At 55.1% G+C, this 16,281-nt stretch carries 13 protein-coding genes; 9 read left to right on the top strand and 4 right to left on the bottom strand.

Going from position 1 to position 16,281, the window contains the following annotated elements:
- Positions 1–69 precede the first annotated feature (69 nt).
- From nfsA to LVJ78_RS02030, 5 genes are all read left to right on the top strand, one after another.
- A complete protein-coding gene (gene nfsA, locus LVJ78_RS02050) occupies positions 70–813 on the top strand; it encodes an oxygen-insensitive NADPH nitroreductase (RefSeq protein ID WP_132954748.1) in 744 nt (247 codons plus the stop codon).
- A gap of 274 nt (positions 814–1,087) precedes the next feature.
- Positions 1,088–2,605, top strand: a complete 1,518-nt coding sequence (locus tag LVJ78_RS02045; protein WP_132954747.1) for a catalase — start codon at positions 1,088–1,090, stop codon at positions 2,603–2,605.
- Positions 2,606–2,748: 143 nt separating this feature from the next.
- Positions 2,749–3,027, top strand: a complete 279-nt coding sequence (locus tag LVJ78_RS02040) for a hypothetical protein (protein ID WP_165870942.1) — start codon at positions 2,749–2,751, stop codon at positions 3,025–3,027.
- Complete coding sequence (gene pepN, locus LVJ78_RS02035) at positions 2,951–5,653, top strand: aminopeptidase N (protein ID WP_132954746.1); 2,703 nt, start codon at positions 2,951–2,953, stop codon at positions 5,651–5,653. Before LVJ78_RS02040 ends, pepN begins: the two co-directional genes overlap by 77 nt.
- A gap of 403 nt (positions 5,654–6,056) precedes the next feature.
- Positions 6,057–6,935 (top strand): mechanosensitive ion channel family protein, encoded by an 879-nt coding sequence (locus tag LVJ78_RS02030; RefSeq protein WP_132954745.1) that lies wholly within the window; start codon positions 6,057–6,059, stop codon positions 6,933–6,935.
- A 298-nt stretch (positions 6,936–7,233) separates the two neighbouring features.
- Here LVJ78_RS02030 and LVJ78_RS02025 read toward each other — a convergent pair whose 3' ends face one another.
- Positions 7,234–8,142 (bottom strand): LysR family transcriptional regulator, encoded by a 909-nt coding sequence (locus LVJ78_RS02025; protein WP_132954744.1) that lies wholly within the window; start codon positions 8,140–8,142, stop codon positions 7,234–7,236.
- A 107-nt stretch (positions 8,143–8,249) separates the two neighbouring features.
- On the opposite strand from LVJ78_RS02025, the gene LVJ78_RS02020 reads away from it, so the two are divergent.
- Positions 8,250–9,068: an SDR family NAD(P)-dependent oxidoreductase gene (locus LVJ78_RS02020; protein ID WP_132954743.1), complete on the top strand. Its 819-nt coding sequence runs from the start codon at positions 8,250–8,252 to the stop codon at positions 9,066–9,068.
- 351 nt (positions 9,069–9,419) lie between these two features.
- Here the strand turns inward: LVJ78_RS02020 and dnaK are convergent, their stop codons facing one another.
- Positions 9,420–11,357 carry a molecular chaperone DnaK gene (dnaK, locus tag LVJ78_RS02015; protein WP_132954742.1) on the bottom strand — a complete coding sequence of 646 codons (1,938 nt, stop codon included), beginning with the start codon at positions 11,355–11,357 and terminating at the stop codon, positions 9,420–9,422.
- 265 nt (positions 11,358–11,622) lie between these two features.
- On the bottom strand, positions 11,623–12,171 hold the full coding sequence (grpE, locus tag LVJ78_RS02010) for a nucleotide exchange factor GrpE (RefSeq protein ID WP_132954741.1): 549 nt from the start codon (positions 12,169–12,171) through the stop codon (positions 11,623–11,625).
- Between the two features lie 183 nt (positions 12,172–12,354).
- Here grpE and aceK point away from each other — a divergent pair, with 183 nt between their 5' ends.
- From aceK to LVJ78_RS01995, 3 genes are all read left to right on the top strand, one after another.
- Positions 12,355–14,133, top strand: a complete 1,779-nt coding sequence (gene aceK, locus LVJ78_RS02005; protein WP_132954740.1) for a bifunctional isocitrate dehydrogenase kinase/phosphatase — start codon at positions 12,355–12,357, stop codon at positions 14,131–14,133.
- 104 nt (positions 14,134–14,237) lie between these two features.
- Positions 14,238–14,585: a helix-turn-helix domain-containing protein gene (locus tag LVJ78_RS02000; protein ID WP_132953617.1), complete on the top strand. Its 348-nt coding sequence runs from the start codon at positions 14,238–14,240 to the stop codon at positions 14,583–14,585.
- Positions 14,474–15,391 carry an IS3 family transposase gene (locus LVJ78_RS01995; protein ID WP_342345065.1) on the top strand — a complete coding sequence of 306 codons (918 nt, stop codon included), beginning with the start codon at positions 14,474–14,476 and terminating at the stop codon, positions 15,389–15,391. The genes LVJ78_RS02000 and LVJ78_RS01995 overlap by 112 nt, the downstream gene beginning before the upstream one ends.
- 147 nt (positions 15,392–15,538) lie before the next feature.
- Here the strand turns inward: LVJ78_RS01995 and LVJ78_RS01990 are convergent, their stop codons facing one another.
- Positions 15,539–16,264, bottom strand: a complete 726-nt coding sequence (locus LVJ78_RS01990; RefSeq protein WP_132954168.1) for a 16S rRNA (uracil(1498)-N(3))-methyltransferase — start codon at positions 16,262–16,264, stop codon at positions 15,539–15,541.
- Positions 16,265–16,281 lie beyond the last annotated feature (17 nt).

Below are 16,281 nucleotides of genomic sequence, written 5' to 3'. Positions count from 1 at the left end.
AAATGTTTTCAGACGGCCTCTGATGGCAGTCGGCAATCAGGCCGTCTGAAACACCACACAGGAACCTTTATGAACCCGCAACACACCCCGCTGCAAAGCGCACCGGTATTGCAAACGGCGCTCGCCCACCGCTCCATCCGCAAATTCACCGGCGCGCCCATCGCGCCCGAGCAGCTCGCCGCCATTTTGGAAGCCGGCCGCGCCGCTTCTTCTTCCAGCTTTTTACAGGCCGTGCACATCGTGCGCATCACCGACCCCGAAATCCGCAAAAGCCTGCGCGCGGTCGGCTCCGACCAGCACTACATCGAAACCTGCGCCGAATTTTTGGTGTTTTGCATGGACTTTGCCAAACACAAGCAAATCGCGCCCGATGCCCAAGTGGGCTGGAGCGAAGTGGCGCTCATCGGTGCCATTGATGCCGGCATTATGGCGCAAAACATGATTCTGGCCGCCGAATCGCTGGGGCTGGGCGGCGTGTATATCGGCAGCCTGCGCAACAATGTGCGCCGCGTGGCCGAATTGCTCGATTTGCCCGAATATGTGATGCCGCTTTTCGGCATGTGCCTGGGTCACCCCGATCAAGACCCGCTGCCGCGCCCGCGTCTGCCTTTGGGCTGCATGGTTTCGGAAAACCAATATGAAGCCATGAGCATGGCCGATTTTGCCCACTACAATGCCGTGGTGAAAGATTATTATCAGCGCCGCAGCAATCTGGATTTGGATTGGGAAGCACAAATCCGCGCCACACTCTGCCGCGAAGTGCGCCCCGATATCCTGCCTTTTTTGCAGCAACAAGGCTTTGTTAAAAAGTAATACCGATTTAAAGGCTTTAAAGGCCGTCTGAAAAAGGCCGTCTGAAAGCGTATACACGCTTTCAGACGGCCTTTACACATCTTTTCCCGCCCCGCAAACGGCGGCAAGCGCAAATATGCTATTTTCCCAAAACCAATCGCACGCGTGTTTGCCCGACTTGCATTGGTTTACTGTTTTCATAATAAAAATTAAATCGAATATATAGTTTTAATAGCTTAAATTATTCTGTATAGTCAAAGCCGTATCTCCCACAACCCTACCAAGGAGTTTTACCATGAGCGAGCAGAAAAAATGCCCGGTGAGCCATCTCACCACCGATTTCGGCGCCCCCGTTGTCGACAACCAAAACAGCATGACCGCAGGCCCGCGCGGCCCTTTGCTGGCACAAGATGTGTGGCTGAATGAAAAATTGGCCAATTTTGTGCGCGAAGTGATTCCCGAGCGACGCATGCATGCCAAAGGCTCAGGCGCTTTCGGCACTTTCACGGTAACAAAAGACATCACTCAATACACCCGCGCCGCCATCTTTAGCAAAGTGGGCAAAAAAACCGACATGTTCGCCCGCTTTACCGCCGTGGCGGTTGAGCGCGGTGGTGCCGATGCCGAGCGCGACATCCGCGGCTTTGCGCTGAAGTTTTACACTGAAGAAGGCAACTGGGATATGGCGGGCAACAACACGCCCGTGTTTTTCCTGCGCGACCCGCTCAAATTTGAAGACCTCAATCGCGTGGTGAAACGCGACCCGCGCACCAATATGCGCAGCGCGCGCAACAACTGGGATTTTTGGACGCTGCTGCCCGAAGCCTTCCACCAAGTAACCATCGTGATGAGCGACCGCGGCATTCCGAAAAGCTACCGCCACATGCACGGCTTCGGCTCGCACACTTATAGCTTTATCAATGCCGAAAACGAGCGCTTTTGGGTGAAATTCCACTTCCGCACCCAGCAAGGCATTGAAAACCTCAGCAATGCCGAAGCCGAAGCCCTGATCGGCAAAGACCGCGAAAGCCACCAGCGCGATTTATACGAAGCCATCGAGCGCGGCGAATTTCCGAAGTGGAAAATGTATGTGCAAATTATGCCCGAAGCCGAGGCCGAAAAAGTGCCTTACCACCCCTTCGACCTCACCAAAGTGTGGCCCAAAGGCGATTACCCGCTGATTGAAGTGGGCGAATTCGAGCTTAATAAAAATCCGGAAAACTTCTATGCCGATGTGGAACAAGCCGCCTTCTCGCCCAGCAATTTGGTGCCCGGCATCAGCGTGTCGCCCGATAAAATGCTGCAAGCGCGTCTGTTTAACTATCCCGATGCGCAGCGCTACCGCTTGGGGGTGAATTATCACCAAATTCCCGTTAATGCCGCCCGCTGCCCCGTGCACAGCAACCACCGCGACGGCACCACACGCGTTGACGGCAACTACGGCAGCACCCTGCACTATGAGCCCAACAGCTTCGGCCAATGGCAAGAGCAGCCGCAATATGCCGAGCCGCCGCTGAAAATCAACGGCGATGCCGCGCACTGGAATTTCCGCGAAGACGACAGCGATTATTTCAGCCAACCGCGTGCGCTGTTTAACTTGATGAATGCCGCGCAAAAGCAAGCGTTGTTTGACAACACCGCCGCTGCCATGGGCGATGCGCCCGACTTCATCAAATACCGCCACATCCGCAACTGCAACGCCTGCGACCCGGCCTATGGCGAGGGCGTGGCCAAAGCGCTCGGCCTCACCGTGGCCGATGCCCAAGCCGCCCGCGCCAGTGACCCCGCGCAAGGCCAACCGGGCTTGCTGTAAACACATCCGCCCGAAAGGAGCACGATATGAGCATGTGGAGCGACATCTGCGAATGGCTGCCCGATTGGGCGGACAAAAAAGCGCAATAAGCCGATAGAGCAAAGGCCGTCTGAATGTGATAAAAATGTTCAGACGGCCTTTTTATGCCTATTCAAATCAAACATCATTTTTTAATCGTGAAAATGCCAAGCGTGCACATCAAAGGCCGTCTGAAAACCATTTCAAGCCGCCGCAAAATGCGCTACGATGCCGCTTTGATTACCGTTATTTTTCAGACGGCCTTATTGAATTCAGGCCGGCTGAAACCATTTGCAGCCCATACCGATTCAAGAAAGCACGCCCATCATGGCTCAAACCGTTCATTACTTAAAAGATTACCAAGCCCCCGATTTCAAAATTCTGCAAACCGATTTGCGCTTTGACGTGGCCGACCCGCACACCACCGTGCACGCCCGCTTGCTGATTGCGCCGCAGCAAAACGGCGCGCCGCTGGTGCTAAACGGCTCGGCCGAATTATGCTCGCTCAAGCTCGATGGCGAACCTTTGCCCGAATCGGCTTATCGTTTGGCCGATGACACGCTGGTGATTCCCCACACGCCGTCTGAAAGCTTCGTGCTCGAAATCGAAACCCGCCTGCTGCCTTACGACAATAAATCACTGATGGGGCTTTATGGCTCAAGCGGCAATCTCTACACCCAATGCGAGCCGGAAGGTTTCCGCAAAATCACCTATTATCCCGACCGCCCCGATGTGATGAGCAAATTCACCACCACCATTATTGCCGACAAAAAACGCTATCCGGTGCTGCTCTCCAACGGCAACAAAGTCGACAGCGGCGATTTGGAAGGCGGCCGCCATTGGGTGAAATGGCTCGATCCCTTTGCCAAACCGAGCTATCTGTTTGCGCTGGTGGCAGGCAACTTGGCCGCCACGCGCGACACCTTCACCACGCAAAGCGGCAAAAACGTGGCGATTGAGTTTTACACCAGCGAAGCAGACAAAGCCAAAGTGCCTTTTGCGGTGCAATCGCTGAAAAACGCCATGCAATGGGACGAAACCCGCTTCGGCCTCGAATACGATCTCGATATCTATATGGTGGTGGCCGTGGGCGACTTTAATATGGGCGCGATGGAAAACAAAGGCCTGAATATTTTCAACACCAAATATGTGCTGGCCGACAGCCGCACCGCCACCGATGCCGATTTCGAGGGCATAGAATCGGTAATCGGCCACGAATATTTCCACAACTACACCGGCAACCGCGTAACCTGCCGCGACTGGTTTCAATTGTCGCTCAAAGAAGGCCTCACCGTGTTTCGCGACCAAGAATTCTCGGGCGACCGCGCCAGCCGTGCCGTGCGCCGCATCGAAAACGTGAGCCTCTTGCGCCAATTGCAGTTTGCCGAAGACGCAGGCCCCATGGCGCATCCGGTGCGCCCCGCATCTTATGAAGAAATGAACAATTTCTACACCATGACCGTGTATGAAAAAGGCGCAGAAGTGGTGCGCATGTATCACACCATGCTCGGCGAAGCAGGCTTTCAAAAAGGCATGCAGCTTTATTTCAAACGCCACGACGGCCGCGCCGTCACCTGCGACGATTTCCGCGCCGCCATGGCCGATGCCAATGAAACCGACCTCAGCCAATTTGCCTTGTGGTATAGCCAAGCCGGCACGCCCGTGCTCGACATTACAGGCCGTCTGAACGCGGCGGACAACACCTTCACCCTCAACATCAAGCAAACCATTCCCGCCACGCCCGATATGGCGGAAAAACAGCCGATGCTGATACCGGTGAAAATCGGTTTGTTAAACCAACAAGGCGAAGCGGTGGCATTTGGGCCGTCTGAAAGCGCCGAAGTGCAAACCGAAGCTGTGTTGCTGCTCAATCAAGCCGAGCAGCAATTTGTGTTGCACGGCGTGAATGAAGCCGTGGTGCCCTCGCTTTTGCGCGGCTTTTCCGCGCCCGTGCAGCTGAATTACCCTTATAGCGATGCCGATTTGAGCCTGCTGCTCGCCCACGACAGCGACCCTTTCGCCCGCTGGGAAGCCGGCCAAACGCTCTACCGCCGCGCCATATCCGCCAATCTTGCCGCCATCGAAGCCGGCGCGCCCCTGCCTGAACACAGCGGCCTGATTCACGCGTTCAAACACATGCTCAAGCAGGAAATCGACCCCGCTTTCAAAGCCATGCTGCTGCGCGCACCGGCCACCGCCGAATTGTGGGAAGGCGCAGACAACATCAACCCGCTGCATTACCACGAAGCGCGTGAAGCCCTGCTCGATGCCATCGCCAAAGCCTGCCTTGAGAATCTGGTGTATATCCGCACTTGGGCGCTGGCGCAGGAAGAAGCCAGCGGCCTGGCCGCGCCTTACGAATACCACCCCGGGCTCGCCGGCGTGCGCGCGCTTTTGGCCGCCACCCGCCTCTACACCATACGCGAAGAGCGCCACGGCATGATGGAAATGGCCGCTTATTCGGGCGAGCAGGCCGCCAGCCACGAAAAAACCGTGTGCGCGCGCCTGCAAGACTACATCACCCGCTACGAGCAGCTCACCCCCAATATGACCCACGAAATGAGCGTGCTCAACACCGTCAACCACCTCGAAGAGAGCGGCCGCAACCACTTGCTGAACCAATTCGCCGAGCGCTACGCCGATGATGCGCTGGTGATGGACAAATATTTCATCCTGATAGGCGCCAGCCACCGAGCCGACACGCTTGAGCAAGTGCAAAGCGCCTTGCACCACCCCAAATTCAACCTCGAAAACCCCAACAAAGCCCGCGCGCTCTTGGGCAGCTTCACCCGCAACGTGCCGCATTTTCATGCCGAAAACGGCAGCGGCTATGCCTTTATCGCCGAAAAAGTGATGCAGATTGATGCGTTTAACCCGCAAGTGGCCGCGCGGCTGGTGCAGGCGTTCAACCTCTGCCACAAGCTCGAGCCCAAGCGCCGCGCGCTCGTGAAAATGCAGCTCGAGCGCATCGCCGGCATGGATAATCTGTCGAAAGATGTGGCCGAGATTGTGGGCAAGATTTTGGCTTGATGCGCCAAAGCCAAACCCCAAAGGCCGTCTGAAAAAGGATAAGCTGCACCGATTTGGCGCGCCCGCTTTCAGACGGCCTTTCTTTACACCGCCCGGCCAAGCAACCGCCCCACCTGTGATACCCATTCAAAAAAGTAAGCTTACAAGGCGGAAGCCTGCGACAGTACAGATATAGTGGCATGAATGAAAAACTTATACAAAAATAAGAAATTTAGCATCATGTGCAGGGTGTGTGGCGCAGCCACGCACGCGGTTTAAACGGCTTCTGCATATGGCTTGCTACATGCGCCTGTATAAGTTTTTCTTTCATTCCACTATAGTACGGCAAGGCGAAACAACGCAGTAAGGTTATTTTTTTGGATTGGTATTAAAATGACTTTTTTCCCAACAACCGACCAACACCATGCCCGACACCCTCACCCACACCGCCGCCAAGCTCGGCGAGCACGCCCAATCCGATTTCGGCCACTACGCCAGCATGATGGGCAGCGTGCACGAAATGATTGAAGCCTTTTGGCAGCGCGTGCCCTATCTTTTGCTCGCGCTGCTGCTCTTTATCGTGTTTTGGCTCTTCGCCAAAATCTTCAAAAAGCTGGCCGTGCGCCTGCTCTCGGCGCGGCTGGCCAACCGGCTCAACCTGCTTTTGGTGTTGCAGCGCATCGGCAGCGCGCTGATTATTTTCACCGGCTTTCTGATTGCCATGATGGTGGCCATTCCCGGCTTCACCCCCGGCCAGCTGGTGAGCGCGCTGGGCATCGGCTCGGTGGCCATCGGTTTTGCCTTTAAAGATATTTTCCAAAACCTGCTCTCGGGCATTTTGCTGCTGCTCAACGAGCCGTTTAAAATCGGCGAACGCATTGTCAACGGCAGCTTCGAGGGCACGGTGGAAACCATCGAAATCCGCGCCACCACCCTGCGCACCGACGACGGGCGGCGCATCGTGATTCCCAATGCGCAATTGTTTACCTCACCGGTAACGGTCAACACCCTCAATGGCCGCCACCGCCTCTCCGCCACCTTCACCCTGCCCGCCGGTGCCGATGCAGGCGCGCTGAAAGCGAAAATCATCGCCAAGCTGCACAATGAATGCGCCGCTTTTGTGTTTGAGCCCGAAATCGCCCTCACCGCCATCGGCAGCAGCGAAACGCTGGTGCTGCGCTGGTGGAGCGGCGATGGCCGCGACAATGATCAAACGCAAGACCGCGTGCTCTCCTGCATCAGCCCGCTGCTTGACTCAGCCGACAGCGGCCAAGCCGATGCCGATCCAGCGGAGAGCTCTTAATATCTTGCCAGCATATCTTGCCAGCCGAATGAAAAAACCAAGGCCGTCTGAAAGCTTTTCAGACGGCCATTCGTTTTATCCATATTAAATATTTTTTATTCTAGAGGCTGCTCACACAATTTATCCGCGAATAATACCAATTCAAAAAAGTAAGCTAACAAGGCGGCGAGCCGCAGACAGTACAGATAGGACGGCAAGGCGAGACAACGAAGTTAGGTTATTTTTTTGGATTGGTATAAAATGCAGCAGGCACGCTTTTGAGCCAAAAAATTGCCGCGTGATGAATGGTAAACAAACCCTAAACAGCAAACGCCCCACGCGCCTCTTTAGCCAAATCGATAAACGCACGCAAAGCGGCGGTGATGTGGCGCTGGCGCGGGTAATACAGGCAGAGCCCGTCATACACCGGCGTCCAATCCGGCAAAAGCTGCACCAGCCGCCCGCTTTGCAGATGCTCGCACACATAACCTTCATACACATAAGCAATGCCCACGCCGTGCAGCGCGGCTTCGGCCATCAAAAGCGGGCTGTCGAGCGTGAGCGGGCCGCCCACATCCAGCACCACCGATTTGCCGTCGCGCTCGAATTCCCAACGGTAAAGCTTGCCGCTGGTGAAGCGGTAGCGTATGCAGGCATGGCTCAGCAAATCGTGCGGCGTTTGCGGCACCGCATTTTGGCGCGCCAGATAATCGGGCGAACACACCACCAGCAGGCGCACATCCGGCCCCAGCCGCACCGACACCATATCCTGCGGCACCGCTTCGGCTAGGCGGAAGCCCACATCAAAGCCATCGGCCACAATATCAATCAGGCGCGCATCGGTTACCAAATCGATGTGCATCTGCGGATAGCGGCGCAGATATTCGATAATCACCGGTTGCAACATCTCTTCGGCCGCCCGCTCGGCGATGTTGAGCCGCAGCGTGCCGCTTAACGTGTCGCTCGAATCGTTGGCCTCGCTCATGGCATCACGGATTTCCTGCAAAGCCGGCTTCACCCGCGCCAAAAATTGCTCGCCCGCCTTGGAAAGCGCCACGCTGCGGGTGGTGCGGTTAAACAGGCGCACGCCCAGCTTGGCTTCCAGATTGTTCACCGCATGGCTCAGAGCCGATGGCGACATATCCAGTTCCACCGCCGCAGCACGAAAGCCGCCCATCTCGGCCACCGTCATCACAATCTGCAATTCAAATAATCCGGTTTTCTGCATTGTTTTGCTTTCTGCATGAATTTGTTCGAAAAAAGCCTTATTCCCCAAATGTTGCCCCGCCATTATACTAAAAGCTTCATTAATCAAGTTGCAAACAGGAGCGCATCATGACACAAAAAGTTTGGCTGATCACCGGCGCATCACGCGGCTTCGGCCACATCTGGGCCAAAGCCGCACTGGCACGCGGCGACAAAGTGGCCGCCACCGCTCGCAAATTAAGCGCATTGGACGAATTGAAACAAACCTACGGCGATGCTTTCCTGCCGTTGGTGCTGGATGTGACCGACCGCGATGCCGTGTTTGCCGCTGTGGCGCAAGTGCAGCAGCATTTCGGCCGCCTGGATGTGGTGGTTTCCAACGCCGGCTTCGGCTACATGGCCGCCATTGAAGAAGCCGAAATCGACGACACCCGCGCCACTTTCGAAACCAATGTGTTCGGCACCTTGGCCGTGATGCAGGCCGCCATTCCGATTATGCGCGCACAAGGCAGCGGCCACATTCTGCCCGTGAGCAGCGTGGCCGGCCTCGTGGCCATGCCCACTTCCGGCATTTACGAAGCAGCCAAATTCGCCGTGGAAGGCATGGCCGAAGCGCTGGCCGCCGAAGTGGCGCCTTTCGGTATACATGTCACCATCATCGAGCCGGGCGGCTACGCCACCGACTTTTTGAGCGGCACATCGCTGAAAACCGCACCGGCCATCGCCGCCTACGATGACTTGCGCGCCCAATTGGCCGCCATGCTCACGCCCGACAGCCTGGGCAAGCCCGAAGCCAGCGCCGAAGCCATTTTAAAAGTGGCAGACGCCCCCAACCCGCCGCTGCGCCTGATTTTGGGCGATTTGCTGCCGCTGGTTAAAGATGTGTATGCCCAACGCATCCAAACTTGGGAAGAATGGGACGATGTGGCGCGCGCTGCCAAAGGCTGATGTGATTGCTGCAAACCATCAATCAAGGCCGTCTGAAAGGTTTTCAGACGGCCTTGATTTGTCATGCCTGTTCAAAGTCAATGTTGTGGTGTAAGCATGTGTACGATGGCGCCGCTTATGGGCGGCGTGCGTGCCTATAGTGGAGTGCAGGAAAAAGTGATACAAAACTACGCGCCATAACGGCGTAGCTTGGGTTGATAAATCCAAGGTTTCAGACGGCCTGCGGGCTTATTGGGTTTTCAACCCAATAAGCCCGTTGTGTCACTTTTTCTTGCATTCCACTATACACGCTATTGCCGCCCACAAAAAAGAGCGCTTTTCAGCGCTCTTTTGGCAGGTGATTCAAAAAGATCAGTCTTTTTTGTCTTTCACTTCTTCGAATTCGGCATCCACCACATCATCGTTGCCTTTGGCTGCGCCGGCATCGGCTTGAGCCGCGCCTTCTTCGCCGGCTTGTGCTTCGGCCTGTGCTTGGGCATACACCATTTCGCCCAATTTTTGGCTGGCTGCGCCCAAGGCTTCGGCTTTGGCGTCGATATCGGCTTTGTCTTCGCCTTTCACCGCTTCTTCGGTGGCTTTCACCGCGTCTTCGATTTTGGCTTTTTCATCAGCATCGAGTTTGTCGCCATAATCGGCCAGCGATTTTTTCACAGAGTGCACCAAGGCTTCGGCCTGGTTGCGTGAAGCCACGAGCTCGGTGAGCTTTTTATCTTCCTCGGCATTGGCTTCGGCATCTTTCACCATGCGTTCGATTTCTTCTTCGCTCAGGCCGGAAGAGCCTTGGATGGTGATTTTCGATTCTTTGCCGGTGCCTTTGTCTTTGGCAGACACATGCAAAATGCCGTTTGCATCAATATCGAAGGTCACTTCGATTTGCGGCATGCCGCGCGGTGCGGGTGCGATGTCGCCCAAATTGAAGTTGCCCAGCGATTTGTTGGCCGATGCGCGCTCGCGCTCGCCTTGCAGCACGTGGATGGTTACGGCGCTTTGGTTGTCTTCTGCGGTAGAGAAGGTTTGCGAAGCTTTGGTGGGGATGGTGGTGTTTTTCTGAATCAGTTTGGTCATCACACCGCCCATGGTTTCAATGCCGAGCGACAAGGGGGTAACGTCGAGCAGCAACACATCGCTGCGGCCGCCGCTCAGCACTTCGCCCTGAATCGCAGCACCCACGGCCACGGCTTCATCGGGGTTCACATCTTTGCGCGGCTCTTTGCCGAAGAAGGCTTTCACGGCTTCTTGCACTTTGGGCATACGGCTTTGGCCGCCGACCAAAATCACATCGTCGATTTCGTTCACATTCAGGCCGGCATCTTTCACAGCGGTTTTACACGGCTCGATTGAACGCGCAATCAAATCTTCCACCAAGCTTTCGAATTTGGCGCGAGTGATTTTCATCGCCAAGTGTTTCGGGCCGGTGGCATCCATGGTGATGTAGGGCAGGTTGATTTCGGTTTGCTGCGCGCTCGACAATTCGATTTTGGCTTTTTCAGCCGCTTCTTTGAGGCGTTGCAAGGCCATTACGTCTTTTTTCAAATCGATGCCTTGATCTTTTTTGAACTCATCAATGATGTAGTCGATCAGGCGTTGGTCGAAATCTTCGCCGCCGAGGAAAGTGTCGCCGTTGGTGGCCAGCACTTCAAACTGTTTGTCGCCGTCGAGGTTGGCGATTTCGATAATGGAAATATCGAAAGTGCCGCCGCCCAAGTCGTAAACGGCGATTTTGCGGTCTTTGCTGTCGCCTTTATCCATGCCGAAAGCCAGCGCGGCTGCGGTCGGTTCGTTGATGATGCGTTTTACATCTAGGCCTGCGATGCGGCCGGCGTCTTTGGTGGCTTGGCGTTGGCTGTCGTTGAAATAGGCAGGCACGGTAATCACGGCTTCGGTAACGGGCTCGCCCAAATAAGCTTCGGCGGCCTGCTTCATTTTACGCAGCACTTCGGCCGACACTTGCGGCGGCGACAATTCTTTGCCTTGCGCTTTCACCCAAGCATCGCCGTTGCCGGCTTTGATGATGTCAAACGGCATCAAGTCGATGTCTTTTTGCACTTCTTTGTCGTCGAATTTGTGGCCAATCAGGCGTTTGACGGCATAAATGGTGTTTTTGGCATTGGTGACGGCTTGGCGTTTGGCCGGGGTGCCGACGAGGATTTCGCCGCCGTCGAGATAGGCGATTACGGAAGGCGTGGTGCGCGCGCCTTCGGCATTTTCGATGACTTTGGTTTGGCCGTTTTCAGAAATAGCCAAGCATGAGTTGGTGGTACCCAAGTCGATACCGATTACTTTTGCCATAGTGTATAGCTCCTTTAAGAAACAGATAATGGAATATTCCGGCGGGCGCTTCGCCCTGTCGGGGTAAAAATAAGGCGGGTTTGCTGCTTTTCAAGTGCCGGCACGCAAATTTTTTCGGCCGGATAATTATTTTTAATTCAAGTGCTTGATTTACTTATCCACAAGCTTGAAATCATGCTTTTGAATAATGTTTCAGACGGCCTGCAAACCAGCATCAAGGCCGTCTGAACAGCGTGCGCCGGATAAAGCGCCACACGCGATGCCCTCAGGCCTGCTCTTCGCCGCCTTTGGCCACGGCCACCATCGCCGGGCGCAACACGCGATCGCTCAGGGCGTAGCCTTTTTTCAGCACATTCACCACGGTGTTGGGCGCTTGCTCGCTCTCCACCGCCTGCATGGCTTGGTGTTGGTGCGGGTCGAGCATATCACCCGGCTGCGGGTTGATGGCTTTGATGTGGGCGTGTTCAAACGCTTTTTCCAATTCGTTCAGCGTCATTTGCACGCCCATTTTCAGGGCATCGAAATTGCCGCTTTGGTCGAGCAGCGCCATTTCTAAATAGTCTTTCACCGGCAGCATTTCAGCGGCGAATTTTTGGCCGGCAAATTTATGCGTGGCCTGGATTTCTTCTTGATGGCGGCGGCGCAGGTTTTGCTCGTTGGCTAGGCTACGCAATTGCTCATCTTTGAGCATGCCCTCAAGCTCTTCCACTTTGGCTTGCAAATCTTCATAAGTGGGTGCGGTTTCGGCCGCTTCAAACACTTGTGCCGCTTCGGCGGCGCTTTCTGCATGGGGCTGTTGGTTTTGTTCGGTCATGGCAGTTATCCTGTGGTGGGAAAATAATAAATTAGATGTGCAAATATATAAGGCCGTCTGAATAATATTCAAGTGTTTTCAGACGGCCTTTTGCTTGCCAAGTTTGCCAAAAAGCCATAAGGTTACGCACACAATAATCAGGCCGTCTGAAAACAAACGGCCGCGCTGCAAAGGAAAAATATTATGTCGAGGCAACAACTCACCCGCATTCAGGGCCGGGCGGTGGCGGAAACCATGCTCGCCGGCTTTAATAAGCACTACCGCCTCTACCGCGAAGTCACCGCGCGTGCCAAAGGTTTGTTTGAAACACGCGATTGGCGCGGCATTCAGGATTTGGTGGCCGAGCGCATCCAGATGTATGACCAGCGCGTGCGCGAGGCGGTGGATGCGCTGCGCCACGAGCACGCGGCCAATGCCTTGAGTGACGAAGTGTGGGCGGCGGCAAAAATCGAATACATCGCGCTTTTGGTCAACCACAAGCAGCCCGAATTGGCGGAAACGTTTTTCAATTCGGTGTCGACCAAGCTTTTGGCCAAAGAGTATTACAACAATCAGTTTATCTTTGTGAAGCCGGCCATCAGCACGGAATATATCGATTCCGATCCGCCCACCTTCAGCTCGTTTTACCCCAGCAAACAAGGCCTGCGCGACTGCCTGCGCGATATTCTCAAGCATTTCGGCTGGCAGGTGCCTTTCGCCCACGCCGCCAAAGACATCAGCAATATTCTGCGCGCAGCGCGGCAGCATTTTCAGAGCGATTGGCCGCCCGAGGAAATGAACCTGCATGTGCAAGTGCTCAACGCGCCTTTTTACCGCAACAAAAGCGCTTATGTGTTTGGCCAGATTATCAACGGCAGCCACCGCCACCCGTTTGCGCTGGCCATTGTGCACAATGCCGATGGGCGGCTGATGGTGGATGCGGCGCTTTTTAACCCGCAGCAAATCGGTGTGTTGTTTTCATTTGCGCGCGCTTATTTTTTGGTGGATATGCCCGTGCCCAGCGGCTATGTGCGCTTTCTCAACAGCATGCTGCCGATGCGCTCGCCCGGCGATCTCTACACATTGGTGGGCTTGCATAAGCAGGGCAAAAACATTTGGTGGCGCGAATTTGTGCAGCATTTGGAATATTCGCACGACCGCTTTATGCTCGCGCCGGGCGTGAAAGGGCTGGTGATGAGCGTGTTTACCCTGCCCTCGTTTCCTTATGTGTTTAAGGTGATTAAAGACAAATTCGGCCCCAATAAAGATTTCGATCAAGAATATGTGCGCCAAAAATACCTGCTGGTGAAAAAACACGACCGCGTGGGGCGCATGGCCGATACGTTGGAATTTCAAAACGTGGCTTTGCCCAAAGCGCGCTGCGACGAAGAATTTCTGCACGAAATGCGCACGCTCGCGCCCAGCCAAATGGAAGAAACCGACGATTGGGTGATTATCAAGCATGTGTATGTGGAATACCGCCTCAAGCCTTTGAATATGTTTATGCAAAAAGCCAAGCCTGCCGAAAAAGCGGCGGCGGTGATCGATTACGGCTATGCGCTCAAAGAGCTGGCTTCGGCCAATATTTTCCCCGGCGACATGCTCTATAAAAATTTCGGCATGACCCGCTTCGGCCGCGTGATTTTCTACGATTACGACGAAATCGAATACATGACCGACTGCAATTTCCGCCCCATTCCGCCCGCGCCGAATCCCGAATATGAAATGTCGGGCGAGGTGTGGTATCCGGTGCACAAAGGCGATGTGTTTCCCGAAGAATTCGGCCCTTTCCTCTTGGGCGAGCCGGATGTGCGGCAAGTGTTTATGCAACACCACAAAGATTTGCTCACGCCCGAATTCTGGCAGGGCAAAAAAGAGCGGCTACTGCAAGGGCTTTATGACGACTTTTACCCTTATCCGCAATCGGCGCGCTTCACGCCCGACAAGCTCGCCAAAGGGCTGGTGGACCGCACTGATGTGTAGCGCGGCGCCCGGCTGATGATTAAACATCAAGGCCGTCTGAAACTTTTGAACTGCACCCCAAAAGTTGGACACCCCCATCCAACCCATAAAGGTGCAGTTTTCTTATGAACAAATATACCGTAGACTTCAAATACCAAGCCGTTATGCATTACTATTGCATTCGAAGCCAGCAGCTCACCGCCGACGCATTTCGAATGTCCCGCACCCACCTACGCCGCTGGATTGCCGCCTACGAGCAAGGCGGACTCGCGGCACTCGAGCATCCCCAAGCCATGGCCGACAAAAAAACCAACCCCTTTATTGCCGACAAACCCGATAAAGAAAAAACACAGGATGAGCTATTGCAAGAAGTGGGCTACCTCAGAGCAGAGGTCGCCTATCTAAAAAAGCTCGAAGCCCTTTTTCCTCAGAAGACAGCAACGCCAAAAAAGCGCAAATCATCGAAGCATTAAGGGCAAACCATCCCCTCAAATACCTGCTCCCTGCCGCAAAGATGGAGCGAAGTAGCTTTTACTTCAGCCGGAAGCGCAACCAGAAGCCCGACAAAGACCTGGCCGACATGCAAACCGTTCGTGCCGTTTACGACCAACACAAAGGCCGTTACGGCGCCCGCCGCATTGCCGCCGCCTTATCGTGGAACAAGAAAAAAACAGAACGGCTGATGAAGAAAATGAATCTGAAAGCCATTGTCCGAGAGAAGCGCAAATACTACCCGCCGGCCATGGGCGAAGTGTCCGAAAACCTGCTGAATCGCAACTTCAGCGCCGAGAAGCCCGATGAAAAGTGGCTGACCGATGTGACCGAGTTTAAATGCGACGGCCAAAAGCTGTATCTGTCGCCGATACTGGACCTGTATAACCGCGAAATCCGCAGCTACCACCTATCGCGCCGCCCCAACAGCGAAATGGTGGCCACCATGCTGTCGCAGGCCGCGGCGCAACTGGGCGCGCAAAAGCCGATGCTGCACTCCGACCAAGGCGTGCTCTACCGCTGCCGCGCCTACCGCGCGCAATTGGCAGAAGCCGAAATCACCCAAAGCATGTCGCGCAAAGGCAACTGCTGGGACAATGCGCCGATGGAGAGCTTTTTTGCGGTGCTGAAAACGGAATGCTTCCACAACCGCACATTTGCTTCGATAGAGGCATTGGAAGCGGAAATACACGAGTATATCCGCTACTACAACCATGAAAGATTGAGTTTGAAATTGAAAAAACTGAGTCCTGTGGCATACAGAACCCAGTTTGCAACCGCCGCTTGAAGAATGATTGATTTAGTGGCTTAAAAATGTCCAAGATTGTGGGGGCAGTTCACACGTCTGCCCCCTCTTTTTCAGACGGCCTCAATGCTTTCAGACGGCCTTTCTCATGCGCCACTATATTATCAATATTTTTTATTCAATCTCCCATCACACAAAATCGCCCCACAAAACCTGCATCGCCGCAATCGCCGCCAGCGCCGCCGTTTCGGTGCGCAACACGCGCGGGCCGAGCTTCACCGCCTGAAAGCCGGCGGCAAAAGCCTGCTGCTCTTCTGCTGCCGTCCAACCGCCTTCGGGGCCGACCATAAACGTAATGTTGCGCGGCGCGGCGGCCGCTTTTTGCAGGCTTTGCGCATGGTTCAAGCCCAGCAGCAGCCGCGCATCGGCCGCAGGCAAATCCGCCAGCGCTTCGCAGTAGCTTTGCAGCGGCCGCACCTGCGGCACCACGTTGCGCCCGCTCTGCTCGCAGGCCGACACCACGATTTCCTGCCAGCGCGCCACCCTTTTGTCGGCACGCTCGCCGGCCAGCCGCACAATGCTGCGCTCGCTCAGCACCGGCCAAATTTCGGCCACGCCCAATTCCACGCTTTTTTGCAGGGTGAAATCCATGCGCTCGCCGCCGGACACCGCCTGTATCAGCGTGATGCGCAGCGGCGATTCATTGGCCGGTGCCGCTTCATCCAGCACCAAAGCCGCCGCGCGCCGCTTTTCCAGCGCCGTGAGCCGGGCGGCATAAGCGCGGCCGTTGCCGTTGAACAAAGTGATTTCTTCGCCCGCTTTCACCCGCAACACATGCAGATGGCGGAGCACATTATCGGGCAATTCAAGCATAAGGCCAGGGTTTAATTCGGCAGAAACATAAAAACGGGGCATGGCGGATTATGATATTC

It is taken from the genome of Uruburuella suis, assembly GCF_022870845.1.
In the GTDB taxonomy this organism is placed as follows: Bacteria; Pseudomonadota; Gammaproteobacteria; order Burkholderiales; family Neisseriaceae; genus Neisseria; species Neisseria suis.
The sequence above is the reverse complement of the archived record's forward strand: the minus strand, read 5'-3'. Positions and strand labels throughout refer to the sequence as shown.

Excerpts from the sequence above, each read along its gene's own strand:
- aceK (WP_132954740.1), top strand. The coding sequence starts at position 12,355 with ATGTCGAGGCAACAACTCACCCGCATTCAGGGCCGGGCGGTGGCGGAA.
- pepN (WP_132954746.1), top strand. The coding sequence starts at position 2,951 with ATGGCTCAAACCGTTCATTACTTAAAAGATTACCAAGCCCCCGATTTC.
- LVJ78_RS01990 (WP_132954168.1), bottom strand. The coding sequence starts at position 16,264 with ATGCCCCGTTTTTATGTTTCTGCCGAATTAAACCCTGGCCTTATGCTT.
- LVJ78_RS02000 (WP_132953617.1), top strand. The coding sequence starts at position 14,238 with ATGAACAAATATACCGTAGACTTCAAATACCAAGCCGTTATGCATTAC.
- dnaK (WP_132954742.1), bottom strand. The coding sequence starts at position 11,357 with ATGGCAAAAGTAATCGGTATCGACTTGGGTACCACCAACTCATGCTTG.
- LVJ78_RS02030 (WP_132954745.1), top strand. The coding sequence starts at position 6,057 with ATGCCCGACACCCTCACCCACACCGCCGCCAAGCTCGGCGAGCACGCC.
- LVJ78_RS02020 (WP_132954743.1), top strand. The coding sequence starts at position 8,250 with ATGACACAAAAAGTTTGGCTGATCACCGGCGCATCACGCGGCTTCGGC.
- nfsA (WP_132954748.1), top strand. The coding sequence starts at position 70 with ATGAACCCGCAACACACCCCGCTGCAAAGCGCACCGGTATTGCAAACG.
- LVJ78_RS02025 (WP_132954744.1), bottom strand. The coding sequence starts at position 8,142 with ATGCAGAAAACCGGATTATTTGAATTGCAGATTGTGATGACGGTGGCC.
- LVJ78_RS02045 (WP_132954747.1), top strand. The coding sequence starts at position 1,088 with ATGAGCGAGCAGAAAAAATGCCCGGTGAGCCATCTCACCACCGATTTC.
- LVJ78_RS02040 (WP_165870942.1), top strand. The coding sequence starts at position 2,749 with ATGCCTATTCAAATCAAACATCATTTTTTAATCGTGAAAATGCCAAGC.
- grpE (WP_132954741.1), bottom strand. The coding sequence starts at position 12,171 with ATGACCGAACAAAACCAACAGCCCCATGCAGAAAGCGCCGCCGAAGCG.